Here is a 22,969-nt window from a genome sequence, read left to right as displayed (position 1 = left end):
TCTCCGCGCCCCGTCATCCCTCCATGAGGAACGCGTACGCGGTGGCGATGAACGGGTCGCGGGCGCGGAAGCGCCGGCTGCACACCGCCGCCAGGGCCGTGCCGGTGTCGGGGCGGAAGCCCAGGAACGCCTGCTGGCCCAGTGTGGCTCCGCTGTGGAAGTACATCGGCCCGCCGTCGGTGGGGTGCCGGAACCAGGCCACCGTGTGCACGTGCCGGTGCCCCGGCCCGCGTCTCAGCACCGGCACCCGCACCGCCCGCAGCGCGTCCGCCGCCGGTGAGCCCGCCGGGTCGAGGTGGGCCTCGAGGAAGGCGAGCAGGTCGTGCGGTGTGGAGCGGACGGCGCCGGCCGCCTGGAAACCGCCGGCGTCCAGGGCGGGCACGGGGGTGCGGCCGTCCTTGCGGTGCCCGGTGGCGTCGGTCCCGGGCCCCTCGGCGTGCAGGGCCGTGCCGCTCAGGCCGAGCGGGCGCAGGACGTGCCCGGTGAGCAGGGCCTCCCACGCCGTGCCGGTGGCCGCGGCGACGGCGTGTCCGAGGACGGAGACACCGTAGTTGGAGTAGTGCCAGCGGGTCCCGGGGCGGTGGCGCGGACGGTGGCTCAGGAACGCGTCGGTCAACCGCTCGGCCGGGTAGCGGGCGTAGGGGTTGGTGCGCCAGGCGGGCAGGGCGCGGGGGACGAAGCCGGGAGGCAGCGCGGGCAGGCCCGAGGTGTGGGTGATGAGGTGGGCGAGCGTGACGGGGTGCGGGCCGGGCGGCCGGGCCGGGTCGAGGCAGACGGCCGCCGGTTCGCCCCCGGTGAGCGCGCCGCCTCGGATCAGCCGGGCCAGCAGCAGTCCGGTGAACGTCTTGGAGGCCGACCCGATCTCGTAGCGCAGGTCCTCACGGGGGACGGCGGCGGGGGGCGGTGCGGTGCCCCCGCTGTGCAGGGTGCGCCGGCCGTGCCGGGAGACGGCGAAGACGACGTCGGGTGCGTCGGCGGCGTCGACGGCCGCGGCCAGCCGCTCGCGCAGCGCCCGCTCGTCGCCGGGCCCCGGGATGTCCGGGCGCGGGGAGCGTGCCGGGGGGTCCTCGTCGTCGGCGGGATCGCCGGGCCAGGGTGCGGCACGGCCCGTCATGAGGCGGTGTGCGCCAGCTCGGAGAGGGCGCGGGAGGTGGCCAGCACGGAGGCGAAGGCGGCGACCAGCGTCGGGTGGTAGATCATGTCGAACACGCTGTCGGGGTCACCCTCGGGCATCGTCCGTACGGCGGGCATGGCCCCGTCGGGCTGCTGGGCCGCGGCGAAGCCCCGCCAGGCGGGTTCGTCGAGGGTGGGCCGGGGCAGACAGGCGTCGACGACGAGGAGTTCACCGAGCAGGTCCCAGCGTTCCAGGTCCAGCCAGTCGTCGATCCAGACCGGGAGCCAGGTGGTGAGGTAGTCGGCGACGGGGCCGGGCAGGCCCTCGGGGTGTTCGCCCCAGTCGGTGAGGTGGAAGACCGTGTGGGTGATGTCGTAGGCGGTGTGGCCCTCGACGGTCCACGGTTCGGGGGTGCCGGCCAGCCAGGTGGTGCCCACCAGGTCGGCCTCGGGCGGCCGGGCCGCCAGGCCGAAGCGCCGCTGGAAGGCGGACAGGCCGAGACGCCGGGTCGCCGTCACCGGGAACCGTGCCCAGCTGTCCAGCCGGTGGTTGAGCACCGTGGCCCGCTCCACCTCGGGCTGGCTGTACCCCAGTTCCTTGAACGGCAGGTACACCTCGAAGGGGACGGGTGAGAAGGGTTCGATGCGCTGCCCGCGCACCAGCATGCGCCCGCCGTCCAGGGTGTCCCGCCAGACGTGGTCGAGCAGTTGTCGGGCCAGTTGCGCCTGCCGGGACCCGGCGACGCCCTCGCGGAAGAGCACCTTGCAGATGAGGGCGAGTTCACCGATCGGCTTGAAGCGTTCCAGGAAGCCGATCTCGGGATCGACGTCCGGCTCCAGCCGGAATCCGTCGCGGTGGGCCCAGAGCCACTCCAGGGCGCCGACTCCGACGCGGTGGATCAGGCGGGTGTCCGTCATCCCGGCACTCCTTGTCCGGCGTGGTCGACGTCCCTCAGCCGTGCCGTGGTGAGGGCCGCCGCGAACGCGGCCATCAGGGTGGAGTGGTAGCAGTCGGTGAAGGCGTAGGGGTCCTGGCCGGCGGCGGGCCCGTCGGCCGCGGCGTCCTGCATGACGCCCTCCTCGGGGAGCGCGCCGGACGCGTGCTGCGCCGCCGCGAGGCGCTGCCAGGCGTCCTCCAGCACGGCCGCTCCGGGAGGCTGCGGAAGGCTCGCCGCCACGGCCAGCAGCTCACAGCTCAGGTCCCACATCCTGGCCTCCAGGCAGGTGTCGAGCCAGGGCGGCAGCCAGTGCAGCAGGTAGTCCGCCAGGTCCGGTGGCATCGCCTGGGGGGTTCGGCCCCACTCGGTGAGGTGGAAGACGACGTGGGTCAGCGCGTAACCGGCCGCGCGTTCGAAGGTCCACGGTTCCGGCAGGCCGCCCAGCCAGGTGCGGCTCAGCGCCTGCGGCACCGGGCCGTGCGGGCGGATGCCGCTGCGCCGCTCGGCCTCGACGACCCCGAGCCGCCGGGTGGGGTACTGCTCGGTCAGCCGCCAGCCGCGGGTCCGGGCCACCACGGCGGCCGACGCCTCGTAACCGGCGTGCCGGTGACCCGCCGAGGCGAAGGCCGCGTACACCTCCAGCGGGTAGGTGGCGAACGGCTCCAGCGACTGCATCAGCGGGAACAGTTCGCCGCGGCGGGTCTGCTGCCAGGCGAACTCCAGCAGCTCGGACACGCGGGCGTGGACCGGGTCGGACGGTACGGTGCACGCGGACACGGAGGCGCAGACCTGGGCCAGTTCGCCCAGTGGCTTCCAGGTGCGGTTCACCTGGCCGTCGGCGGCCAGCGCGTCCTCGCCGAGCACGAAGCCGTCGCGGTGCGTGCTCACCCAGTCCAGGGCGGCCTCCTCCACGTGCCGGACGCTCACAGCAGCACTCCGGCGGGCATCAGCCGTGCCGCCTCGAGCTGAAGGGCGACCCGGGGGTCGCCGCCGCCCATGAGCCGTACGAAGTCCAGTCCGGTCTCCAGGCCGAGGGTGTCGGGCACCCCGTCCAGGAGGCAGAGCCAGCGGCCGGCTCCGGCCGCCTGCCGCCAGTCACGGCGGCGGACCGCCCGTACGAAGCCGCGGGCGACGTCCACCGGCCGGCCGCGGGCCGCACGGGTCACCGCGCACTCCTCGCCGGGCAGGGCGAGCGGGGCGAGGACGGCGAGTTGGTGGGTCAGGACCTGCCAGTCGGCGGCGTCGAGCCAGCCGGCGTCGGGTTCCGCGCCCGGGTCGTCGGCGAGTGGGTCGTCCAGGGGTTGTTCGATCCGGCGCAGGGCACGGGCCATGGCCCAGTGGCTCCACACGACGGTGGGGGCCGCGTCGTCGCGGGGCGGATGGGCCGCCACGGCGTCCTTGAACACGGCCAGTTGCCCGGGGTCGGGCGGTACGCGCAGGAGGGCGGTGGGCAACAGTGTGTCGGCGCCCAGCACGCGCATCGCCGCACGCGCCACGCCTTCACCCGCGCCGCCTCCCGCCAGGGTGCCCCCCGCTCGCACGTGGTCTCCGCTCCGAAGAGCGGAGACCACGTCGGAGGCGAGGTCCAGCACCGTGCCCTCTAGGAGGGCTGATGTGCTCGACTGCTCCATGTTGTCACTCCCGTCGATCCGTCAGCCCTTCTTCGGGCGCGGGGTCGGCGGCGAGAGCAGCAGGCTGGTTCCTCCGGACTGGAGGGCGAGCGCGGCGCACTCGCGGCTGTCACGGAAGACTCCGTCAGGCTCGGCGGGGTCGAGTGCCGCTTCGATGTCGATGTTCTCGGTGCGGGTGACTTCCTCGAGCACCTTGTCCTTGGAAGGCATTTCACCATCTCCCTCTGGTAGCCGAAGGGCCTTCACACCACAGGTGTCCGGCTAGCCACAAAGCATTCCTCTCTTCTCAAAATTCTCAGAAGATAACTTTTTCAACAAAACGGACATTCGATATGCGCTGGGATCAGCCCTCGCGCCCGTCCCCTTCCGGCTCGACGGTGAGCAGGTCGTCCCGGCCGGCCAGGGCCTCCAGGGACAGCGTGCGGTAGCCGGCCCGGTCGAACAGGACGGTGATGCGGTCCCCGTCCTCGCTCAGCACCGTCCCCTCGCCCCACTCGGCGTGCCGCACCTGTGTGCCGACCGGATAGGCGCGGGCGGCACAACGGTCCCGCGCCCCCGGCTCCGTCCCCGTCTGCGTGCTCTCGGCCCCCTCCGGCCCGTTCTCCCGCGCCTCGCAGACGTCGCAGGCGCCGCACGGAGGCTCGTACTCCTCGCCGAAGTAGCCGAGCAGGAACCGGCGTCTGCAGCCGGTGGTCTCGGCGTACGCGCGGGCCATCGCGACCCGGGTGCGGTCGGTCCGCCGGTGGGCGTCGGCCGCCTCCTCGGCCAGGTCGACCGCCGCGTCGGGCGGCGTGCCGGGGTCCGGTCGGACCCCGCCGTCCTCCCCGGTGGCCACGGCCCCGGACTCCTCCAGCAGGTTCACCGCGGCGGTGACGCGGTTGCGGGACATCCCGGTGTCCCGGCGCAGCTCGTCCAGGTCCGCCGGGTCGGTTCCGTGGTCGTGGACGGCGTCGGCGACCTCGGACAGCACGCCGCGGCCGGGGGTACGGCCGGCGAAGTACGTCTGCATGCCGGTGTCCTCGGGCCGGTAGTGGAGGACGGCGAGCGCCGGATCGCCGTCCCGGCCGCAGCGGCCGATCTCCTGGTAGTACGCGTCCGGCGAACCCGGCAGCGCGGCGTGCAGCACGAACCGCACGTCCTCCTTGTCGATGCCCATCCCGAACGCGGAGGTGGCCACGACGACATCGGCGTCCCCCGCGAGGAAGGCGTCGTGGACGCGGGTCCGTTCGGCCGCGCGCAGCCCGGCGTGGTAGGCCTCGGCGGCCAGTCCGAGGGCGGACAGCTCTGCGGCGTAGTACTCGGTGTCCTTGCGGGTCGCCGCGTAGACGATGCCGGGTTTCGGCTCGGCCGCGGCCCGCTCGACGAGCGCGCGGCGCCGGTCGTCCTCGTCGCGGAAGCGACGGACCTCCAGCCGGATGTTCGGGCGGTCGAAACTCGTCACCATCACCCGGGGACGGTCCATGCCGAGCCGTTCGGTGATCTCCCTGCGCACGGGCGGGGCGGCCGTCGCGGTGAGGGCGAGCACCGGGGGCCGGCCCACCCGCCGTACGGCCTGCCCGAGGCGGAGGTAGTCGGGACGGAAGTCGTGGCCCCAGGAGGCGACGCACTGGGCCTCGTCCACCACGAAGAGGGCGGGCCGGGTGTCGGCCAGCCGTTCCAGGACCTCGTCCTTGGCCAGTTGCTCCGGCGACAGGTACAGGAACCGGGCGTCGCCCCGGCGCACCGCCTCCCAGGCGGCCTCCGTCCGGGCGGCGGTGAGGTCGGAGTTCACCGCCACGGCACCCGGGGCGCGGGCCCCGTCGGGCAGCCCGGCGATCTGGTCCCGCTGGAGGGCGAGCAGCGGGGAGACGATCACCACCGGCCCGGACAGCAGCGCGCCGGGTACCTGGTAGACCGCCGACTTGCCGGAGCCGGTCGGCATGACGACGAGGGTGTCCCGGCCGTCCAACACCGCTTCCATGGCCTCCAGTTGCTCGGGCAGGAGGCTGTCCCAGCCGAACACCTCGGCGGCGGTACGGCGCAGGCGCGCCGCCCGCCGCTCCGCGTCCGACCGACTCCGCTCGCCCATGGCCGCTCCTTCGTTCCCCGGTTCCGGTCAGGGCACGCCGGTGCCGGTCGCGCCCGCGGCCTGGGTACCCGGGGCGGCCTGCCGGAACCGGCCCCGGGCCGCTCCGCCGGGGGCGGGGCTCACGCCCTCCGCAGACGCCACACGTGGTCTTCGCGGAAGCCCTCGACGCCCTCGGGGGAGGTGCTCGGCCGGCGGACGGTCTCCTTGGTCTCGACGGCCCATTCGCCCTCCGGCAGGGCGAGTTCGGCGAAGACGCCGTCCAGGGTGGGGAAGACCGCGTCGAAGGGCGGCTCGGTCTGCCAGGAGGGCCAGCCCGCGTGCAGCACCAGCAGCAGGGTGCCGCCGCCGGCCACGGCCCGTGCGGCCTCGCGCAGGACGGTCTGCTGGTCGAGCGGCACCGGGGACTGCAGGTAGTGGGCGCTCACCAGGTCGAAGGACCCCTCGGGGAAGGACCGGCCCAGTTCGTGGCGTTCCCAGGCGACACGGTCGCCGACCCCGGCGTCGGCGGCGTGGCCGGCGGCGCGTTCGAGCGCGGTGCCGGAGATGTCCACCCCGGTGACCCGCCAGCCGCGTGCGGCCAGCCACACGGCGTCCGCTCCCTCACCGCAGCCCAGGTCCAGCGCGGTGCCGGGGGCGAGGCCGCTCGCCTCGCGGACCAGCAGTTCGTTGGGACGGCCGCTCCAGACACGGCCGGTGTCGCGGTAGCGGGCTTCCCAGAACTCCGTGGCGGAAGTCTGCGCGGAGAGGTCGGTCATGGTGCCTCCTGGAGACGGACGGGGCGGTGCTCGGCGGGCACACGGCGACCCGCGCGCCCTGAACGCAGGCTGCCCCCACCGCGCCGCGGATGACAAAGAACGTTGCCGTTCCGGCAAACCGGCTCCCGGTGCGGCGGCACGGCGCGCGTCCGCACGGCGAGGTGGGACTCGGCCGAGCGGGCCCGCGACGGCGAGCCGTCACACAGGTCGGGCGGTGGCGGTGGACGGCGTCACCGTTGCGCTCCCCGGTGCCGCCCGTCCTCCGGGGCCGCCCGCCGTCCCGGCACCCCGTCCTCCGGGACCGCCCGCCGTCCCGGCACCCCGCCGTCCGCGACTCCCGCGGTCCGGGCCGGGGTGCGGTCGCGGTCCGGACTCCGGGCGCGGTCGCGGTGTGTGTCCGTCCGGGTCAGGCCGAGGCGTCGGCCTCCGACGCCTCGCCGCGCATCCACACGGCCCGCGCGAAGGGGATGTCGATGCCCGCCGCGTCCAGGGCGTCCTTGACCCGGCGCCGCAGTTCGCGGGTGACGGCCCACTGCTGGAGCGGCACGGTCCGCACCGCGACGCGCACCGTCACTCCGTCGGCGTCCAGCGCCTGCACGCCCCACACCGAGACGTCCTCCAGCAGGAGGTCGGCGAAGTCGGGGTCCTCGCTCAGGGTGCGGCCGGTGTCCTCCAGCACGCGGTAGACCGTGTCCAGGTCGGCGTCGTACGTCACCGCGACGTCCAGGACCGCGCGCGCCCACTCCTGGCTGTCGTTGCGGACCCGCATGATCTCGCCGTTGCGGATGTGCCACAGGCCCCCGTTGAGGTCGCGCACGTGGGTCAGGCGCAGACCCACCTGTTCGACCTCGCCGACGGCCTCACCGAGGTCGACCGAGTCGCCGACGCCGTACTGGTCCTCGATCATGATGAGCAGGCCGGACAGGTAGTCGGCGACCAGGCTCTGCGCGCCGAAGCCGATCGCCAGACCGACCACCCCGGCGCTGGCCAGGAGCGGGCCGAGCGCGATGCCGACCTGGTCGAGCACCATGGCCACGCCGACCATGAACAGCACGATGGTCACGGCGCTGCTGAGCACCGAGCCGATCGTGCGGGCCCGTTGTTCGCGTCGCTGCCGCGCCCGGGACCGGTCGCGGTGCAGTACGGCGGCACCGCGGCCGGTCCGCCGGGGCCGGCCGCGTTCGGGCTCGCCCGCCGGGGGCTCCAGCACCCGCTGGACGACCCGGGTGATGGCCCGCTTGGCCAGTGCGCGCACCACCAGCAGGATGACGACGATGAGCGCGATGCGCAGGGGTATCCCGATCAGTGCCGTCGTGTGGTCGCCCAACCAGTCCGGCCACGAGGCCGCCAACTGCGGTTTCCCGGCCGGTCCGGTGGACGAGGAGGTGTGCGACATCGACTCAGGTGCTCCGTTTCTCGGGGACGACGTGTCTGCCGTCGGGCCCGCCTACCCAGGGACGGCGCGAGCATGACGCCCGGCAGGATTCGCCCCGTTCACTCTGATGCGGCCTGTTTGCGCCTCTTTGGGATGCTTCATACCCTTTGCCTGACGGTTGCGGCATCTTCACTCGGCACCGGCCATCACCGGCGCCGGACCGGGCAGCCGGGAGAAGTCGTCCACCGGAGGGGGGCCCGCGGCGTGGTTGTCGTTGCCGTCCTGCTGCTGCCCGGTATGGGGCTGCTGCTGTTCACCATGACCTGTCTTGAGGACCGGCTCTTCGGCGATCCGGACCCGACCGCCCGGCACGCCCGGCGCCGCCACCTGCGGCTGATCCCCGGCGGCAGAGCCGGATCACCGGCGGCCCGGCGCCCCGGACCGGCCGGGCACCGGGCCCCCGCACATCGGTCAGCCGGACACCGGTCGGCCGACCGGAAGGCCGCCTGAGCCGGAGCCGGCCCGCGCGGATCCGGGGGCAGGCCGCTCACGGCGGCTCCGGCGCTCGGGCCGCCAGGTGGCCACCAGCGCCGCGGCCAGCAGGAGTTCGGCGAGGTCACCCGCGTAGTACATGATCTCCGCCCCCTGCCGCACCTGGTCGACGGGTGCGTGGACGCGGACGAAGAACCCGCCGTACATCGCCTGGGCGATGAGGGCGTGGGCGGTGATGGCGATGCCCAGATACACCAGCCGGGCCGGTACGCCGGGCCGCGCGGGAGCCGGGTCGGGGCCGGCGACGGCGTGCGCGAAGAGGCATCCGGAGGCCAGGAAGTGGGCGTTCATCAGCCAGTGCCCCGCGGGGTGACCCATCGCCGCGCCGTACAGCGGAGTGAAGTACAGCAGGCCCAGGGTGCCGGTGCTCAGCGCGAGCGCCACGGCGGGGTGGGTGATCAGGCGTGCGGGGCGGCTGTGCAGCAGTGCGGTGATCCGGCGGGCCCCGGCCGGTGACAGGGCGCGGAGCGCGAGGGTGACCGGCGCGGCCAGCACCAGTGCCGGCGGGGCGTACATGCCGATGAGCATGTGCTGGGCCATGTGCCCCCGGAAGTCCGTGTGCGCGGCCGGGCCCAGCGGGGGCAGCAGGGCGACGGCCACCACCGCGAGCCCGCCGAGGAACGACGCCGTCCGCCAGGCGCTCCAGCCCTGGACGGGGTTGCGGCGCCGGGCCCGGCGGACGGCCAGGAGGTACCCGGCGGCCGCGACGAGGAGGACGGTGACGACGAGCAGCGTCGCTGACGCCTCCAGAGGCCCGCCCGCACCGCCCGGGTCGTCGTGGTGCACCGGGTGGGCGGGGTGCGCGGGGTGGCCGCCGTGATGCGTGCCGTGGTGCGAGTCGAGCGGTGCGTCCATCAGGCACGGCCCCCGGTACGGCGGGGAGCGTCGGGGTCGAAGGGCCGACCGCCGCGTTGCAGCGCGTGGCCGCCCGCGACGAGCACGGCTCCGAGGAGAAGGAACGCGGCGTCCCACCATGCCTGGTGCGGGCCGCCGTGCACGTGGTGGATGGCCAGGACGTGATGGTCGAGGACGCCCTCGACCAGGTTGAACAGACCCCAGCCGACCAGGATCCAGCCCCACAGCACCCTGGAGGCCCACACCGCCCGCCGGTGGTGGGTGACCCGGGAGTACAGGAGGGCCAGCCCCAGCAGGACCGAGATCCAGCACACCGTGTGGAAGACGCCGTCCCACACGGTGTTCATCTCCAGCCCGGAGACGGTGTCCGGGTTGTAGTACTTCACTCCGATGCGGTCGTCGTTGGTGCTGGTGAGCATGTGGTGCCACTGGAGGAGCTGGTGGAGCAGGATGCCGTCGACGAAGCCCCCGAGTCCGACCCCGAGGACGATGCCGGGCAGCCTGATGCTGTTCGGCGCCGTCGTGGCCGCTCGGGTCTCTCCTGTCGTGCTGGCCATCGCCTGTACTCCGTCCCGTCGGCGTGCGCGGACCTTCGGGACACGGCTTCCCTCCGGGCGGCCCCCTGTCACGCACTGGCGGGATCCTTCCGCCCTTTCCCGTCAGATGTGCCGATGGCTCACCTCGCCCTTGCGCGGGCAGCTCACCCCGGTCGGCCGAGGGGGCGCGCGCCACCGGGGCCGCCCCGGTCGCGCACACTGGTCGGGGCCCCGGCGACACCACCCACGGGCACCGTGACACCCACGCGAGGAGACGCGATGAACAGCGAGGAACGGCACGAGGCGGACGCGGAGTTCGTGGAGTTCTGGCAGGAGCGCCGGGTGTGCTTCCTGTCGACGCCGCGCGCCGACGGAACCCCGCACCTGGTCCCGGTCGGGGTGACGTACGACCACGCCACCCGTACGGCGCGGGTCATCACGAGCCGCGGCACCGCGAAGGTCCGCAACGTCGAGCGGGCGCAACGTCCCGTCGTCGCCGTGGGCCAGGTGGACGGCAGACGCTGGTCCACCCTGGAGGGCGTCGCCACCGTGCGGGACGACGCCGAGTCGGTCCGCGACGCGGAGGCCCGGTACGCGGACCGCTACCGGCAGCCCCGGGCGAACCCGGAGCGGGTCGTCATCGAGATCGCCGTACGGCGCTGCCTCGGCACGGTGCGCCCCCTCGCACCGGCCGGGGCCGACGCCTCCGGCGGCTGAGCCCGCCGGGTCAGTCGCCGTCGGCGGGGCGGGAGGCCGGTACGCCGGCCGCCCCGTCCGGCTCCCTGTGGCCAAGCCGCCCGGGCCACCACGCGACGGCGCCGATGTCCCGGGCGAGCGCCGGGACCAGCAGCGAGCGCACCACCAGCGTGTCCAGCAGGACGCCGAAGGCCACGATGAAGGCGATCTGCACGAGGAAGGCCAACGGGATCACCCCGAGCGCGGCGAAGGTGGCGGCGAGGACGACACCGGCCGAGGTGATCACACCGCCGGTGGCGGTCAGCCCCCGCAGGATGCCCTCGCGCACACCGTGCTGGAGCGACTCCTGCCGCACCCGGGACATGAGGAAGATGTTGTAGTCCACGCCGAGGGCGACCAGGAACACGAAGCCGTACAGCGGGACGGACGCGTCGGTGCCGCTGAAGCCGAACACGTGGGTGAAGACGAGTGCCGAGACGCCCAGGGTGGCGAGGAAGTTCAGCGCCACCGTGGCCACCAGCAGCACCGGCAGCAGCAGGGAGCGCAGCAGGGCGATCAGGATGACCAGGATGATGGCGAGGACCACCGGCACGATCAGCGTGCGGTCGTGTTCGGCGGTGTGCTGGGTGTCGTACTGCTGGGCCGTGTAGCCGCCGACGAGGGCGTCGGCGCCGGGCACGTCGTGGACGGCGGACCTGAGCCGGGCCACCGTGCCCTTGGCGGCGTCGCTGTCCGCCGGGGCCTGGAGCGTCGCGTCGATCCGCACCCGTCCGTCGACCACCTTGGGGGCGCCGCCGCCGGGCCGGCCGGAGGCGGTCACCGCGTCCGCGGAGGCGACGCCGCGGGTGTCGCGGGCCGCGTCGAGGACGGGGTCCAGCCGGCCGGCGTCCGCGATGATCACGGCGGGGTTCCCGGAGCCGCCCGGGAAGTGCCGTGCCAGGGTCTGCTGGGCGGCGACCGAGGGCGTGTCGTTCACGAAGATCTCGTCCAGCGGCACGCCCTTGGAGGTCAGGGTCGGCGAGAAGGCGGCGCAGGCGAGCAGCGCGGCCAGCGACACGGCCCAGACCCGGCGGGGCGCCCGGTCGACCAGGGCGGCGATGCGGTGCCACAGGCGGTGCCCCGCCTCCGGGTCGCCGGTCCGCACGGGCTTGGCGGGCCAGTAGGCGGCCCGGCCGAGGAGGACCAGGACGGCGGGCAGGAAGGTGAGGGTGCTCAGCACGGCGCAGACGATGCCGATGGCACCGACGGGCCCGAGCGCCCGGTTGTTGGTCAGGTCACTGAGCAGCAGCGCCAGCAGGCCCAGGGCGACGGTCCCCGCGCTGGCCACGACGGCTCCCCAGGAGGCGCGCAGGGCGGCTCGCACCGCGCCGAAGCGGTCCGGGTGCCGGGCCAGTTCCTCGCGGAAGCGGGCGGTGAGCAACAGCGCGTAGTCGGTGGCGGCGCCGATGACCAGGATGGAGAGGATGCCCTGGACCTGCCCGTCGACGCGTACGACACCGCGGTCGGCGAGCGCGTAGACGATGGCGCAGGCCAGTCCCAGCGCGAAGACGGCGCCGAGGATGATGACCAGGGGCAGCAGGACGCTGCGGTAGACGAGCAGCAGGATCACCAGCACCGTGATCAGCGCGACGCCGAGCAGCAGCCCGTCGATGCCCGAGAAGGCGTCGGAGAGGTCGGCCTGGGAGGCCGCCGGACCGGCCAGTTGCGCCCGGGTGCCGGGAACCTGGTCGGCGGCGGCGCGGATGCGTTCCAGGACGTCGGGCAGGCGGTCGCCGAGGTCGGGCTCGACCTGGACGACGGCTTGCAGCGCCTCGCCGTCGCCGGACGGCAGGGCGGGCGTCACGGGGCCGGTGACGCCGGGCTCCCCCTCCAGACCCGCCACCGACCGGGTGGCCTCGGCCCGGTGGCCGGTGACGGCGCCGCCGCCGTCCGCGGTCCACACGACGATCACGGGCAGCGTCTCGTCCTGCTGGAAGGCCTTCTGCTCGTCGATCACCCGGGTGGACTCGGCGCTGCGGGGCAGGAAGGCGGCCTGGTCGTTGGTGGCGACCTCGCCGAGCTTCCCTGCGTACGGTCCGAGCGCACCGCCGATGCCGAGCCAGGCCAGGAGCAGGACGACGGGGACGAGCCAGCGGGCACGTCGGGAGGGGATGGACATCGGTGTTCAGGTCTCCTGGTCTCCGGAGGCACGGGAAAGTGACTCGATCATAAACAATCTCAATGATTGAATTACTTGGGGTCGTCGTGACACGCCTACTACTGCCCGTGCCCCTCCCCCGGATGCACCAGGCGGCGGGAGATCAGCGCTCGTTCGACCGCACCAGACCCAGCTCCTCGTTCATCGCCGCCAGGAAGCGCAGCACCACCGCCAGCTCGCCCTCGTCGAAGCGCGCACAGGTCGCCGCGGCCGCCTCGGCCAGCGGACGGAAGTAGGTCCGGGCCGCCGAGCGGGCGTCGGGGACGTAGTGCAGGTGGACCACACGGCGGTCGCTGCTCTCCCGGACCCGGCGCACGTGCCCCGCGCGCTCGAGCCGGTCCACGCACGCCGTGACCGCGCCCGAGGTGAGCCCCAGGTGCTCCCGCAGCCGCCCCGGCGTCATGGGCTCCCGGGCGTCCAGGATCGCCGCGAGCGCCTGCACGTCGGTGGCGTGCAGGCCGTGGGTGCCGGCGAAACCGTGCACGAGGCGGTTGATCTCGCCGTTCATCCGCCGCAGCAGCGCGGCGAGCTCCTGCAGGTCGCCCGCCTCGGGCCCGGTCCCGGTCACCCGTTCGTGCGCGTGCTGTCCGCGCTGGTTCGCTGTCGACACGTGATCAGCGTATAGAAGGCCCGCCCCGTGCGGCCGCGCGTCCGCCGCCGGGCCGCCCGGGGCAGCGCCGTCAGGTGAAGGGGGCGTTCGGCCGCCGGGTGCCGGGGCTGTCGGGGCGAGCCGTGTGGTCCGGGTGGCCCCGGGTCCGGCGGCTCTCCTTCATCTCCGCTTCGAACAGGTGGTCGCGGCCGTCCGCGAGCCGCTCCACCGCCTCGCGCTCCAGGTCCTTGAACGCCTGGTAGTACGTCCGGTCGTAGGCCTCGACGATCTGGAACGTCCAGTGGCCCGGGATGACGTTGCGGCCGAGGATCTCCCGCTCGACCCGCTCCGCCCACTCCGGGTGGCCCGCCTTGCGCAGCAGTTCGACCGCGCGGTCCAGTTCGAGGTCGGCCGTGCCGGTGAGCTGGTGGAAGGAGAACAGGTGCCCGCGGGCACGCTCGGTCGTCTCCAGGGCCTTGGACAGTGATCCGAGGGCCGCCACCGTGTCGTCGTCGAGACCGTCAGGGCGCTGGTGCGCGTCCTGTTCCTCCATGTGTCGCCGGTTCCCTTCCGTGGGTGTTCCTGCTCCCTGCCCGGCAGCGTGGGGTGCGGGCGAGGCATCTGGGTGCGCTGTCACGCCAGTGGGTCGTGGCCCCAGTTCATGAGCGAGTACCGCCACTTGGTGTCCTGGACGTCGCCCGAGGGGCGCTGGGCCAGGTGCCGGCGGATGTAGCCGACGACCTTGCGCATGTGCCGGTAGTCGTCGTCCGTGAGGTCGTCCTTCCTGGTCCGCCGGATCTCCACGATCCGACGGCCGGACGCGTGACCGGTGGACTCCCCTCCGTCCTGGTGCTGTCCGGCGCCCCTCGACCGGTCGGACTCCAGCCACTTCTCCAGCTCGGCCGGCGTCATGTTCACCAGCTCCCGGAAGCCGTCCCAGGTCTCCTTGCGCTCCTCACCGTCCACGGCCGCCTCACTTCTTCTTCAGCGAGGACGGCTTGTGCACCGCGGACTTCCCGGACTTGTCACTGCGGACCTCGTACTGCGGGTCGTCGGGGGACGCGTCCACCGTGCGGCCCGCGGCCTCGGTCCGCTCGGTGATCTTCTTCTCCACCTCGCCCTCGGTCCGGGTGCCGTGGGTGCTCCAGCTGACCTTGTCGCCCTTCCTGAGGTGCTCGCCCTTGTCGCGGTTCTTCGCCATGTCGGTGCTCCTTCGTACGTCGGTCGCTCCGGCCGACGCGCTCGCCGGGTGGTTCCCGTCGACGCGCTCGCCGGGTGGTTCCCGGAGATCGCCGCGCGGTCGTGCCGGGGACGGGAGGGCGGGTCACGGCGCCAAGCCGCCCCACCCGCTGTTCGCGGGAAGTCCGCCCGTCGGATGCGGCCGGTCCCACAGGTCCGCCAGGACCTCCCGCGCCGCCCGGCTCCCGGAGGCCAGGGCGCCCTGGACCGATCCGGTGGCCCGGTGGTCACCGCACACGTACCGGCCCTCGGACCGGCGTGTGGTGCGGCTCAACGGCCAGGGGGGCCGCATGACCGGCAGCGCGCCCTCGACGGTGTACGTGGCGACCGACCGCCAGTCGGCCGTGTCCGTGCCGTACAGCTGCGCCAGCCGCCGCCGGACCCCGTCCTCCCGCCCCGGCGCGTCCGCGCCCAGGACCGATGTGGACACCAGGGCCGTGCCGGGCGGCGCGTAGGTGGGGCTGACCTCGGTGAGCACGCAGGTGTTCAGGACGGCGAGCGTGCTGTCGACCACGAGGATCGGCTCGGACAGCGGGGCGCGGTCGGTGGCGTGGTAGTAGGTGGTGACGGTCCGGCCGGGCGGTACGTCGAGTCCCGGCAGCAGCCGGGCCGCCGTGGCCGCGTCGGTGGCCACGACCACGGCACCGGCCGGTCGTTCGGTGCCGTCCTGGAGGAGGACGCCCCGGTCGGTGATGCTCCGTACGGGTGACTCCAGCCGCACGGCGCCCTCGGGCAGCCGGGCCGCCAGCAGCTTCGGCACGCTGCCGATCCCGCGGGCCGGGAGGCAGAGGGTGCCGCGGGCCGTACTGCGCCACACGAGGTGGAAGAAGCGGGCCGACGTCTCCAGTTCCGGCTCCAGGAACACGCCGGCCAGGAAGGGGCGCAGCAGGTGGTCCACCGCCTCCCGGGACAGTCCGCAGCGGGCCAGGGCCTCGGCGGTGGTGCGGTCCCGGCCGCGCTTCAGCAGAGCGGCGGGGGCCACCACGTCCCGGGCGGTGAGTGCGGTCAGGGCGGCGAGGTCCCGGGCTCCCAGGGCCCTGCCCGGCAGCAGGCGGCCGGCCTCGCGCGGGCGGCGGCTCGGGTCGGTGAGACGTACGACGCCGGACGGCGTGTGGGCCAGCACCCCCGGGGTGAACGGCCGCAGTCCCAGTCTGCGCAGCGGCAGCCGTCGCCGTACCTGCGGATAGGCGGTGTTGAAGACCTGGAAGCCGCGGTCCAGCAGGAAGCCGTCCCGGCGGTCCGTGCGCATCCGTCCGCCGACCTCGTCGGCGGCCTCGTGGACCGTCACGTGCAGACCGGCACGGCTGAGGTCGAAGGCGCAGGCCAGCCCGGCGAGACCGCCCCCGACCACGAGGACGTCCGGTTCCCGGCCGTGCCCGTTGCTCATCATGCGCGCTCCTTAGACTGTGCAACAGCGTGAACCCGGTACCGGGGTTCCACCACTCGGCCACGGGCCGCCCACCGTCCCGGGACGGCCCGGCGGAGCTCCGGGTCCCCCTGTTCGGGGGCGTCGATCCCGCCGTCGGCCGCGGATCCGTCCCGGGCATGCCGGCGGTCTCCCCCGCCGGGCCGGACCACCCGGCCATCTCGCCCGAAGGAGGGTCAAGCCCGAAGGAGCGTCCTGCCCGAAGGAGGGTCAGGAGAGGGTGAGCGCCAGACGGCGTCAGGAGAGGGTGAGCACCAGACGGCCCCGGACCTCGCCGGCCTCCAGCATGCGGTGGGCCTCCGCCGTCTCCGACAGCGGCAGCCGGCCGGCGATGCGCGGACGCCAGGGCGTGTCCCGCAGGAGGCGCAGGACGCCCTGCGCCGCGTCGGCGAGGTCGGCCGTCGTGGCGTTGCTGATGGCGAAGCCCACGATGGCGGCGTCCTTGGTGTAGAGGCGGCCGAGGGGCAGCGTGGCGGCGCCCTGGCCCAGTCCGACCATCGCGACCAGGCGGCCGCCTCGGGCCAGCACGTCCACGGCGTCGCCGAGCACCCCGCGCCCGGACGTGTCCAGGTGCACGTCGTACCCGTCGGGAGCGGCTCGGCGCACCCTCTCGCCGAGGTCGGGCGACCGGTGGTCGAGGACTTCGGCGGCGCCCAGCCCCAGGACCGCCTCGGCGTCCTCGGCGCGCGCCGTGGCGACCACGCGTGCCCCGGCCCGGGCCGCCAGTGCCACGGCGGCGCCGCCCACGTTCCCGGCGCCGCCTCCGACGTAGACGGTCTCCCCCGCCCTCAGCCGGCCGTGCCGGAACAGGGCGAGATGGGCCGACGCCGCCGGGTGCGCGGCCGCCACGAGATCCTCCCCGGCGATGTCGGGCGGCGCCGCGTAGAGCCGTTCGGCGGCGACCGTCGCGTACTGGGCGCACGAGCCCTGCCGGCCCTCGTGGCCCAGGCTGTTGCACCAGACCCGCTGCCCGGGGGCGAAGCCCGCGGCGCCGGGCCCCGCCAGGACGACCTCGCCCACCAGGTCCCGGCCGACGACGAAGGGGAACGGCAGCGGCGTGGTGTACGCGCCGGAACGCACGAACGTGTCCACGGGGTTCACGGCCACGGACTCGACCCGCACGAGCACGTCCGTGGGCCCCGTCGGCGGCACGGGGAGCTCTCCGTGGCGGATGCGGTCCGGCGGGCCGACGGAGTCGATGTACGCCGCCCGCATCATGTCGGGGACTGTGCCGGTCATGACCTCATGCTACGAACCGGCCGTCGGCCGCGCAGCGGTGGGAGCCCGGCGCCGGTGGAAGGTCATGTCGGCGTCCCGCCCCGCGTGAGCGCCCGGCGTGGCCGCGCGCGCGGCCCGCGACCGCGCCGCGTCGGCCCCCAGGGCTTGAGAAGTGAGACCGCCGTCATGAAGACGTACGCGGACAGGGAGACGGCCGGGCCGAACAGCACGTCGCCGGCGTCGGGCAGCGGTCCGCCCGCCGCCACCGCGGCCACCGCCGCGTTCACCCCGGGGCGCAGCGCGAACACCGTGGCGGTCGTCGTGGCCAGCGTCAGCCAGAACTTCGTGTACACCCACCGGTGCCGGGCCAGCCCCCACGGCGTGCCCAGGGCCAGCAGCACGCCGCTGGACAGGGTGAGGAGGGCGAGCGGCAGCACGAGCCAGTCGGCGAAGAGTTTCATGCCACGGACAGCGGCCTCCAGGGTCATCGCGGACGCGGTGGTGGTGGTGGCGGTCGCGCCGAGCGCCAGCAGTCCGAGCGAGAGCCCGAGCCAGCCGGCGGAGGCGACGGCATGGACGACGACGAGGACCCGGCGTGCGGGACGGCTGAGTTTCACCCCTCCCACGCTGCCGCGTGGCGGCCGGGCCGTCGTCCGGCGACGGGAGTAGACCCCTGTACTGAGCCGGGCGTACGCGGTGCGCGGTCCCGAACCCGGGAATCGGTCCGGGTCACCGGGTTCACCGGGTTCCCGCCCGGCGTGCATTCGCCGCGAAGTGGCTGATTCGGAAACAGCGCGTGGCACCCGTATTAACGGGGACCTGCGTCATGCGTAATTGAGAGCTTTTCCGTACGGTTCCCGCCGAAGAATCGACAGATCCGTTCCGATACACACGTCCGCTTCACTATGCTGATCTCGCTTCGCCGAGTTGGCGCAGCGGCTGCCGAGGCGCCCTGGGGAGGGGTGCCGAACGCGGTTTCGGGGGGTGCGGAGAAATTCGGGGGATGTCGTCGCCGGGGGCTGAATTCATCGCGATTCATCGCGCGCACAGCGGCCATTGCCGTCCTGCCGCGAAAGCCCCGAGAAGGCGGCCGTAAATCCGTCGCGGGCCTTCTGCCCCGCCACCCCGGTATCCGTTTGACGAAAGCTGAGGAAATCCTGTGAGACGCATGACCTCCGTCCTTCTGTCCCTGAGCGCCGTGCTGGCGACCTCCGCGCTGGTCGCTCCCGCGGCCGGGGCGGCCCCGGGAGCCGACCGGCCGGCCGCCGCGCCCGCCGGCTGGGAGGCGGTGGACGCCGCCGGCCTGGCGCGGATCACCGAGGAGACGAACGCCCGTAAGGCCCCGCTCGCCGCGGACGCGGCCGCGGAGCCCGAGCTGCTGGCGATGCAGTCCGTGCGCAACGGCCGGTTCGTGGCCACCGAGGCGAACTACGCCGCCCCGAACACCGGTGTGCTGCGCGCCCGTTCGGCCGAGTTCGGCGGCTCCTGGGAGGGCTTCTCCTTCGAGTACGACGAGGCCACCGAGACCTACGCCCTGAAGTCCCTGGCGAACGACCGCTACGTGGCGGTGGAGAAGAACTACACCGGCAGCGCGCAGAACGTGCTGCGGGCCCGCTCCACGAGCGTCGGCGGCTGGGAGCGGTTCATCCTGTACTACAGCGAGACGCTGGACCGCTGGGCGCTCCAGTCCACGCTGAACGGAATGTTCGTCACCATGGAGAACGGTTACACCGGTTCGCTCCAGTACGCCCTGCGCGCCCGCTCCGCCGAGCCCACCGGCTCCTGGGAGGAGTTCGTCCTCTACGACATCAGCGCCTGACGCCCGCCGGACCGGCCCGCCGGTGACCGAGGAGACTCGGGCACCGGCGGGCCCGCCCCGGGGCGGGCACGGGCCCGGCGTCCGGCGCGATCGCCACCTTGCGGATCGGTACGGCCCGGCCCGACACTGAGCCTCCGTCCGAATCTCCCGCCCCCGCTCCGCCCCATGGGGGAGGCGCCCGAGCGAAGGAGCCCGAGCCGGTGCGCGACGACAGCACGACCCGACCGGGATGAGCGGCGCCCGGACGCCGTACCCGGCCCGCGGCGGCACTTCGTACTGGGAAGCGGCGTGGCAGCAAGGCCGGCGCTACCGGCCCCTCGACACGGCCGAGACCGAGGCCCTGAGGGGGCACCTCGGCACCGGCCGTGGCCGCCCCGCGCTGGACATCGGCTGCGGGGAGGGCGCGCTCACCGCGCTGCTCGACCGGCTCGGATACCGGGCCGTCGGCATCGACTGCGCCCCCACCGCCGTGACCGACGCCCGCGCCCGGCATCCGGCCGCCGACATCCGTCTCTTCGACTTCGACGCCGACGACGCCGCCCGGCTCCCCCACCCCGCCTTCGCCGTCATCACCTGCCGTCTCGTCTACCGCTGGGCCGCCGACAAACCCGCTTTCCTCTCCGGCGTCCGCCGGCTCCTCGCGCCCGGCGGCGTCTTCTGGGTGGTCACCTCCGTGCACGACCCCGCCCAGGGGCCCGCCAGATCCTGGGACGCCGAGGCCTCCGACGTGGAACTCCTCACCTCCGGCTGGTCGAAGGCCCAGGTCCACGCGCTCGGTCCGTCCCTCCGCTGCTACGCCCTGCGCCCCTGACCCGTCCGCCTCGCCGACCCGAGGGAGCCGCCCGTGACGCCGGACCCCGCGACCGAACAGACCTGGACCGTGTACGGGCAACGACAGCTGGACCGGGGTTATTCGCCTCCCGTACCGGACCGCATCGACTGGGGTTTCTGGCCCGGCGTCGGCCCCGGTGCGGAGATCCTCGGGGACATCCGCGGCAAGCGGGTCCTGGACGTCGGATGCGGGCCGGGCCACCACGCCGTCCACCTCGCCCGCGCTCACGGTGCCCTGGTGGACGGCGTGGACCTCTCCCCGACCCAGTACCGGCGCGCGGTGAACGATCACGCGGGAGAGCCGGGAGTCCGCTTCCACTGCGGTGACGTCGCCGAGCACCTTCGGCACGCGCGGCCGTACGAGGCCGCCTACGGCCTGCGGACCTTCGGCTGCGTCGACCCCTGCCACCTGCTGCCCGCGCTGCGGGAGGGACTCGTCCCCGGCGCGCCCCTCGTCTTCTCCGCCCTCCACACCGACGCCGAGGGGCGGGGCCCGTCGGACGAGGTGGTTCCGCGCAGGGGCGTCGTACGGCTGCGCGACGAGGAGCCCATCCCGGTGTGGCTGTGGGCCCTCTCCCCACAGCTCTGGGAGGCGCTTCTGGCCGATCACGGTTTCACGGTGGAATCGGCACAACTCCTCGGCGCCCCCGACGGCGACAACCTCGCCGTCCTCCAGCTCGTCCGGGCCCGGCGCCGCCGCTGAACCCGCCGCCGGAGCCCGGTACCGGAGTGGCACAGCGGTGGGCGATACGCGCGTTTTGCGGCTTGTCTCCTGGTAACCCGGTCCGGGAGCCCAACCACATGTGACGAGGTGAGAACCATGCTGGTGCTGGGACTCCTGCTCATGGCGGGCGCCGCCGCATTCGCGGGACTACTGATCGCGTACAACCTGTCCGGCGGTCCGGACTACACCGTGACCCTGCTGGGGAGCCAGCCGTTCACGGTCAGCACACTCGGCGCGTTCCTCGGTGGCATCGCCCTGACCCTGATCTTCGGCCTGGGCATGTGGATGCTGCTCGCCGGGACGGTGCTGGCGCGCCGCCGCGGCAAGAAACACCGCAGGGAGAGGGAGACCGCCCTGCGGGCCACCGCCGAGCGCGACGAACTGGCCGGCCGCATGGACGGCGAGGGCGGCGCCGCAACGGCGCCCGGTGCACCGGACCGACGCGGCCCCACCCTGCACCGCCCGAACTGGCTCCGCCCGCACAGCCACTGAGTCGGGCGCGACGGCCTTGCTGGAAGTGGCGGGCCACAGGCCGTCGAGGAGCCCCGCGCGACTCGGCACTGATGGGGCGACGGCGAATCGAGTATGTCGGAGATCCACGATCACGATCGTCCTGACGTCCCGCCTTGCGGAGTTGCCGTCATGGGGTCCGTCCGGCCTCGTCGACAATGCCCGAGTCGATGAGGGCGACGGAGGTGACGGCGGTTCCGGCTCGGCCCCAGGCGTTGTCTTCCACGAGGACCGTGCGCTCACCCAGCAGCCGGGCCGTGCTCTTGTCGAAGATCCATTCCGTGCGTTCGCCGTCGTGGGTCCGGGCGACGGCGACCCCGTGCCGGCCCGCCGCGTCCACGGCGTCGGGGACGATGCCGACTCCGGGAATGAGCGCAGCGGCGCGGTAGAGAGCCGCAGTGGTCCTGGGGGGAGTCACCCCGTTGCGCAGCAGGTCGCCGATCGTGACGAAGGCTTCCTGGTCGGGTCCTGTCGTGGAGCCGGATCCGGCTCCGTGGTTCTTCTCGGCGTCGTCGCGGATCTGCTCGAGCAGGGCGTCAGGATCGGCCGGCAGGGCGGCGAGGAAGGTGTAGGTCGGCGCGTTCAGGTTCCCTCCACCCGCAGTGCCCGGCAGCAGGCTGTCGCTGCCGCCCTTGCGCTGCATGGTCGGCTTGCTGCCGTCCACCGAGGTCCACCGCTCCATGCTCTCGTCCTCGCGCAGGAGCTCCATTTCGCCGGCTGTGGTCTCGGACAGCACCGACGTGTGGCCCACCGTCTTGACGTAGGAGTACTGGCCGGCGCGCACCGTCGTCCGCGGCGTCGTCGCGGCGGCCAGGGCCGCTCTTTCCAGCAGCCGGACCGATGCTGCCGAGGCCGGTGGCACAGTACGCGCGGTGTCAGGAGATCCGGACGCGAGACTGAGGACGACGACGGCAGCTCCGGCAGCCACCACTGTGCCCAGGAGCAGGCCCCAGCGAACTCTCGGCCGCGAGGCGAGGCGGGAAGGGCGGGATCGCGCGTGCCGGTCGGCCTCGCTCAAGAAGTGTGCGCGGCGTGCTGCCACGCGTTCGGGTGCCGGGTCCGGGTAGGGCGCGGGAGGCAGCGTCCGGCTCGCCTGTTCACGCTCGACTTGTTCCCGCTGCTCCAGATTCATCGTGGTCTCCTTCGGTGGGCGTGCGGGCTGCGGTCACCCCGCTGTGCGATGTGTCCGCTGCCGGTCCGCGGTTCCGCACCGTCCGCATTCGGCACCGCCAGTTCCTCCTCGACGAGCCTGCGCAGTTTCCCTCTCGCCCGGGAAAGCCGGGAACGTACGGTGCCCACCGGAACACCCAGTGCCTCAGCGGCCGCCGCGTACCCCAGGCCGGACCAGACGACCAGCGTGAAGACCTCGCGCTCGCCGCGTCTGAGACATTGCAGCGCTCTGGCCGCGGCGGCCAGCCGCTGAGCGTCGGCCATCTGACCGACCACCTCGTCCGAAAAGTCCGGCGAAGCTTCCGGCGGCGGCAGACGGGCCATCGCCTCCCGGTGCCGGCGTGCCGCCCGGGCGGTATTGCGCATCACGTTCGTCGCGATGCCCAAGAGCCACGCCCGGACGCTTCTGACTTCCTCGCGCAGCTTGTCACGCAGCCGCCACGCCTCCAGGAAAGTGAGCGACAGGACGTCCTCGGCCACGGCCCAGTCGCCCGTCGTCCGGATCGCGTGGGCGTAGACGACGCGCGCGTGCTCGTCGAAGATCTCGGCGAACGCCGCCCGATCGCCGGACCGGACCCGTTCATGTAAGAGGAAGTCCACAGCAACAAGTGTCCGCACAGCCACAACGGTTCCACTTCGACGGCGCCGAATACGGAGCCCGGCTCAACCGGCCCCTGGCCCGCAACCCGCACTCGCCCGCGTGACGGCCCGGCCGGCGTCACTGTGG

Annotated in this window: 26 protein-coding genes; 6 read left to right on the top strand and 20 right to left on the bottom strand. The window is 73.8% G+C overall.

Features of this window, described 5'->3' with window-relative positions:
• Positions 1–13: 13 nt before the first annotated feature.
• The 8 genes from SAM23877_RS31810 to SAM23877_RS31775 form a co-directional block, all read right to left on the bottom strand.
• Positions 14–1,114, bottom strand: coding sequence for a serine hydrolase domain-containing protein (locus tag SAM23877_RS31810; RefSeq protein ID WP_053140669.1), 1,101 nt, complete (start codon positions 1,112–1,114; stop codon positions 14–16).
• A complete protein-coding gene (locus tag SAM23877_RS31805; RefSeq protein WP_053140667.1) occupies positions 1,111–2,031 on the bottom strand; it encodes a DUF6895 family protein in 921 nt (306 codons plus the stop codon). The genes SAM23877_RS31810 and SAM23877_RS31805 overlap by 4 nt, the downstream gene beginning before the upstream one ends.
• On the bottom strand, positions 2,028–2,978 hold the full coding sequence (locus SAM23877_RS31800; RefSeq protein ID WP_053140664.1) for a DUF6895 family protein: 951 nt from the start codon (positions 2,976–2,978) through the stop codon (positions 2,028–2,030). Before SAM23877_RS31800 ends, SAM23877_RS31805 begins: the two co-directional genes overlap by 4 nt.
• On the bottom strand, positions 2,975–3,682 hold the full coding sequence (locus SAM23877_RS31795; protein ID WP_053140661.1) for a hypothetical protein: 708 nt from the start codon (positions 3,680–3,682) through the stop codon (positions 2,975–2,977). Before SAM23877_RS31795 ends, SAM23877_RS31800 begins: the two co-directional genes overlap by 4 nt.
• A gap of 21 nt (positions 3,683–3,703) precedes the next feature.
• A complete protein-coding gene (locus tag SAM23877_RS31790; protein WP_053140658.1) occupies positions 3,704–3,892 on the bottom strand; it encodes a hypothetical protein in 189 nt (62 codons plus the stop codon).
• Positions 3,893–4,025: 133 nt separating this feature from the next.
• Positions 4,026–5,750: a RecQ family ATP-dependent DNA helicase gene (locus SAM23877_RS31785; RefSeq protein ID WP_053140655.1), complete on the bottom strand. Its 1,725-nt coding sequence runs from the start codon at positions 5,748–5,750 to the stop codon at positions 4,026–4,028.
• A 119-nt stretch (positions 5,751–5,869) separates the two neighbouring features.
• Positions 5,870–6,505, bottom strand: a complete 636-nt coding sequence (locus tag SAM23877_RS31780; RefSeq protein ID WP_053140652.1) for a class I SAM-dependent methyltransferase — start codon at positions 6,503–6,505, stop codon at positions 5,870–5,872.
• Between the two features lie 406 nt (positions 6,506–6,911).
• Positions 6,912–7,901, bottom strand: a complete 990-nt coding sequence (locus tag SAM23877_RS31775; protein WP_053140649.1) for a mechanosensitive ion channel family protein — start codon at positions 7,899–7,901, stop codon at positions 6,912–6,914.
• A 243-nt stretch (positions 7,902–8,144) separates the two neighbouring features.
• On the opposite strand from SAM23877_RS31775, the gene SAM23877_RS39765 reads away from it, so the two are divergent.
• The gene (locus SAM23877_RS39765; protein ID WP_063483839.1) at positions 8,145–8,390 is read left to right on the top strand and encodes a hypothetical protein; all 246 of its coding nucleotides are present in this window, start codon (positions 8,145–8,147) and stop codon (positions 8,388–8,390) included.
• Here SAM23877_RS39765 and SAM23877_RS31765 read toward each other — a convergent pair.
• Both SAM23877_RS31765 and SAM23877_RS31760 read right to left on the bottom strand, forming a co-directional pair.
• Positions 8,352–9,287 carry a cytochrome c oxidase assembly protein gene (locus SAM23877_RS31765; protein WP_079030559.1) on the bottom strand — a complete coding sequence of 312 codons (936 nt, stop codon included), beginning with the start codon at positions 9,285–9,287 and terminating at the stop codon, positions 8,352–8,354. The genes SAM23877_RS39765 and SAM23877_RS31765 overlap by 39 nt on opposite strands.
• Entirely contained in the window at positions 9,287–9,844 is a 558-nt protein-coding gene (locus SAM23877_RS31760) for a DUF2243 domain-containing protein (RefSeq protein ID WP_053140643.1), read from the bottom strand. Before SAM23877_RS31760 ends, SAM23877_RS31765 begins: the two co-directional genes overlap by 1 nt.
• 258 nt (positions 9,845–10,102) lie before the next feature.
• Here SAM23877_RS31760 and SAM23877_RS31755 point away from each other — a divergent pair, with 258 nt between their 5' ends.
• Positions 10,103–10,540, top strand: a complete 438-nt coding sequence (locus tag SAM23877_RS31755; protein WP_053140640.1) for a PPOX class F420-dependent oxidoreductase — start codon at positions 10,103–10,105, stop codon at positions 10,538–10,540.
• 10 nt (positions 10,541–10,550) lie between these two features.
• Here the strand turns inward: SAM23877_RS31755 and SAM23877_RS31750 are convergent, their stop codons facing one another.
• The 8 genes from SAM23877_RS31750 to SAM23877_RS31715 form a co-directional block, all read right to left on the bottom strand.
• Positions 10,551–12,677 (bottom strand): MMPL family transporter, encoded by a 2,127-nt coding sequence (locus tag SAM23877_RS31750; RefSeq protein WP_053140637.1) that lies wholly within the window; start codon positions 12,675–12,677, stop codon positions 10,551–10,553.
• A gap of 142 nt (positions 12,678–12,819) precedes the next feature.
• Complete coding sequence (locus tag SAM23877_RS31745) at positions 12,820–13,326, bottom strand: MarR family winged helix-turn-helix transcriptional regulator (protein ID WP_053140634.1); 507 nt, start codon at positions 13,324–13,326, stop codon at positions 12,820–12,822.
• Between the two features lie 70 nt (positions 13,327–13,396).
• Positions 13,397–13,858 (bottom strand): hypothetical protein, encoded by a 462-nt coding sequence (locus SAM23877_RS31740; RefSeq protein WP_053140631.1) that lies wholly within the window; start codon positions 13,856–13,858, stop codon positions 13,397–13,399.
• 80 nt (positions 13,859–13,938) lie between these two features.
• A complete protein-coding gene (locus SAM23877_RS31735) occupies positions 13,939–14,271 on the bottom strand; it encodes a DUF3140 domain-containing protein (RefSeq protein ID WP_053140628.1) in 333 nt (110 codons plus the stop codon).
• A 7-nt stretch (positions 14,272–14,278) separates the two neighbouring features.
• On the bottom strand, positions 14,279–14,506 hold the full coding sequence (locus SAM23877_RS31730) for a hypervirulence associated TUDOR domain-containing protein (RefSeq protein WP_053140624.1): 228 nt from the start codon (positions 14,504–14,506) through the stop codon (positions 14,279–14,281).
• 123 nt (positions 14,507–14,629) lie between these two features.
• Positions 14,630–15,931, bottom strand: coding sequence for an NAD(P)/FAD-dependent oxidoreductase (locus SAM23877_RS31725; protein WP_053143062.1), 1,302 nt, complete (start codon positions 15,929–15,931; stop codon positions 14,630–14,632).
• A 276-nt stretch (positions 15,932–16,207) separates the two neighbouring features.
• Positions 16,208–17,209: an NADPH:quinone reductase gene (locus tag SAM23877_RS31720; RefSeq protein ID WP_079030557.1), complete on the bottom strand. Its 1,002-nt coding sequence runs from the start codon at positions 17,207–17,209 to the stop codon at positions 16,208–16,210.
• Positions 17,210–17,271: 62 nt separating this feature from the next.
• Entirely contained in the window at positions 17,272–17,805 is a 534-nt protein-coding gene (locus SAM23877_RS31715) for a DUF2269 domain-containing protein (protein ID WP_079030556.1), read from the bottom strand.
• 551 nt (positions 17,806–18,356) lie between these two features.
• Between SAM23877_RS31715 and SAM23877_RS31710 the strand changes: the two genes are divergently transcribed.
• The 4 genes from SAM23877_RS31710 to SAM23877_RS31695 all read left to right on the top strand — a co-directional run bounded on the left by SAM23877_RS31710 (position 18,357) and on the right by SAM23877_RS31695 (position 21,054).
• Entirely contained in the window at positions 18,357–19,007 is a 651-nt protein-coding gene (locus SAM23877_RS31710; protein ID WP_053140618.1) for a fascin domain-containing protein, read from the top strand.
• A 229-nt stretch (positions 19,008–19,236) separates the two neighbouring features.
• Positions 19,237–19,818, top strand: coding sequence for a class I SAM-dependent methyltransferase (locus SAM23877_RS31705; protein ID WP_053140615.1), 582 nt, complete (start codon positions 19,237–19,239; stop codon positions 19,816–19,818).
• A gap of 33 nt (positions 19,819–19,851) precedes the next feature.
• Entirely contained in the window at positions 19,852–20,541 is a 690-nt protein-coding gene (locus tag SAM23877_RS31700; RefSeq protein ID WP_053140612.1) for a class I SAM-dependent methyltransferase, read from the top strand.
• Positions 20,542–20,658: 117 nt separating this feature from the next.
• A complete protein-coding gene (locus tag SAM23877_RS31695) occupies positions 20,659–21,054 on the top strand; it encodes a hypothetical protein (RefSeq protein ID WP_053140609.1) in 396 nt (131 codons plus the stop codon).
• A 148-nt stretch (positions 21,055–21,202) separates the two neighbouring features.
• On the opposite strand, the gene SAM23877_RS31690 is transcribed toward SAM23877_RS31695, so the two are convergent.
• Both SAM23877_RS31690 and SAM23877_RS31685 read right to left on the bottom strand, forming a co-directional pair.
• Positions 21,203–22,204 (bottom strand): CU044_5270 family protein, encoded by a 1,002-nt coding sequence (locus SAM23877_RS31690; RefSeq protein ID WP_053140606.1) that lies wholly within the window; start codon positions 22,202–22,204, stop codon positions 21,203–21,205.
• Positions 22,201–22,842 (bottom strand): RNA polymerase sigma factor, encoded by a 642-nt coding sequence (locus tag SAM23877_RS31685; RefSeq protein ID WP_053140603.1) that lies wholly within the window; start codon positions 22,840–22,842, stop codon positions 22,201–22,203. The genes SAM23877_RS31690 and SAM23877_RS31685 overlap by 4 nt, the downstream gene beginning before the upstream one ends.
• Positions 22,843–22,969: the final 127 nt, after the last annotated feature.

The sequence above is a fragment of the Streptomyces ambofaciens ATCC 23877 genome, from assembly GCF_001267885.1.
GTDB classification, from domain to species: domain Bacteria; phylum Actinomycetota; class Actinomycetes; order Streptomycetales; family Streptomycetaceae; genus Streptomyces; species Streptomyces ambofaciens.
The sequence above is the reverse complement of the archived record's forward strand: the minus strand, read 5'-3'. Positions and strand labels throughout refer to the sequence as shown.

Excerpts from the sequence above, each read along its gene's own strand:
- SAM23877_RS31810 (WP_053140669.1), bottom strand. The coding sequence starts at position 1,114 with ATGACGGGCCGTGCCGCACCCTGGCCCGGCGATCCCGCCGACGACGAG.
- SAM23877_RS31805 (WP_053140667.1), bottom strand. The coding sequence starts at position 2,031 with ATGACGGACACCCGCCTGATCCACCGCGTCGGAGTCGGCGCCCTGGAG.
- SAM23877_RS31795 (WP_053140661.1), bottom strand. The coding sequence starts at position 3,682 with ATGGAGCAGTCGAGCACATCAGCCCTCCTAGAGGGCACGGTGCTGGAC.
- SAM23877_RS31790 (WP_053140658.1), bottom strand. The coding sequence starts at position 3,892 with ATGCCTTCCAAGGACAAGGTGCTCGAGGAAGTCACCCGCACCGAGAAC.
- SAM23877_RS31785 (WP_053140655.1), bottom strand. The coding sequence starts at position 5,750 with ATGGGCGAGCGGAGTCGGTCGGACGCGGAGCGGCGGGCGGCGCGCCTG.
- SAM23877_RS31780 (WP_053140652.1), bottom strand. The coding sequence starts at position 6,505 with ATGACCGACCTCTCCGCGCAGACTTCCGCCACGGAGTTCTGGGAAGCC.
- SAM23877_RS31775 (WP_053140649.1), bottom strand. The coding sequence starts at position 7,901 with ATGTCGCACACCTCCTCGTCCACCGGACCGGCCGGGAAACCGCAGTTG.
- SAM23877_RS31765 (WP_079030559.1), bottom strand. The coding sequence starts at position 9,287 with ATGGACGCACCGCTCGACTCGCACCACGGCACGCATCACGGCGGCCAC.
- SAM23877_RS31760 (WP_053140643.1), bottom strand. The coding sequence starts at position 9,844 with ATGGCCAGCACGACAGGAGAGACCCGAGCGGCCACGACGGCGCCGAAC.
- SAM23877_RS31755 (WP_053140640.1), top strand. The coding sequence starts at position 10,103 with ATGAACAGCGAGGAACGGCACGAGGCGGACGCGGAGTTCGTGGAGTTC.
- SAM23877_RS31750 (WP_053140637.1), bottom strand. The coding sequence starts at position 12,677 with ATGTCCATCCCCTCCCGACGTGCCCGCTGGCTCGTCCCCGTCGTCCTG.
- SAM23877_RS31740 (WP_053140631.1), bottom strand. The coding sequence starts at position 13,858 with ATGGAGGAACAGGACGCGCACCAGCGCCCTGACGGTCTCGACGACGAC.
- SAM23877_RS31730 (WP_053140624.1), bottom strand. The coding sequence starts at position 14,506 with ATGGCGAAGAACCGCGACAAGGGCGAGCACCTCAGGAAGGGCGACAAG.
- SAM23877_RS31725 (WP_053143062.1), bottom strand. The coding sequence starts at position 15,931 with ATGAGCAACGGGCACGGCCGGGAACCGGACGTCCTCGTGGTCGGGGGC.
- SAM23877_RS31720 (WP_079030557.1), bottom strand. The coding sequence starts at position 17,209 with ATGACCGGCACAGTCCCCGACATGATGCGGGCGGCGTACATCGACTCC.
- SAM23877_RS31710 (WP_053140618.1), top strand. The coding sequence starts at position 18,357 with ATGACCTCCGTCCTTCTGTCCCTGAGCGCCGTGCTGGCGACCTCCGCG.
- SAM23877_RS31705 (WP_053140615.1), top strand. The coding sequence starts at position 19,237 with ATGAGCGGCGCCCGGACGCCGTACCCGGCCCGCGGCGGCACTTCGTAC.
- SAM23877_RS31695 (WP_053140609.1), top strand. The coding sequence starts at position 20,659 with ATGCTGGTGCTGGGACTCCTGCTCATGGCGGGCGCCGCCGCATTCGCG.
- SAM23877_RS31690 (WP_053140606.1), bottom strand. The coding sequence starts at position 22,204 with ATGAATCTGGAGCAGCGGGAACAAGTCGAGCGTGAACAGGCGAGCCGG.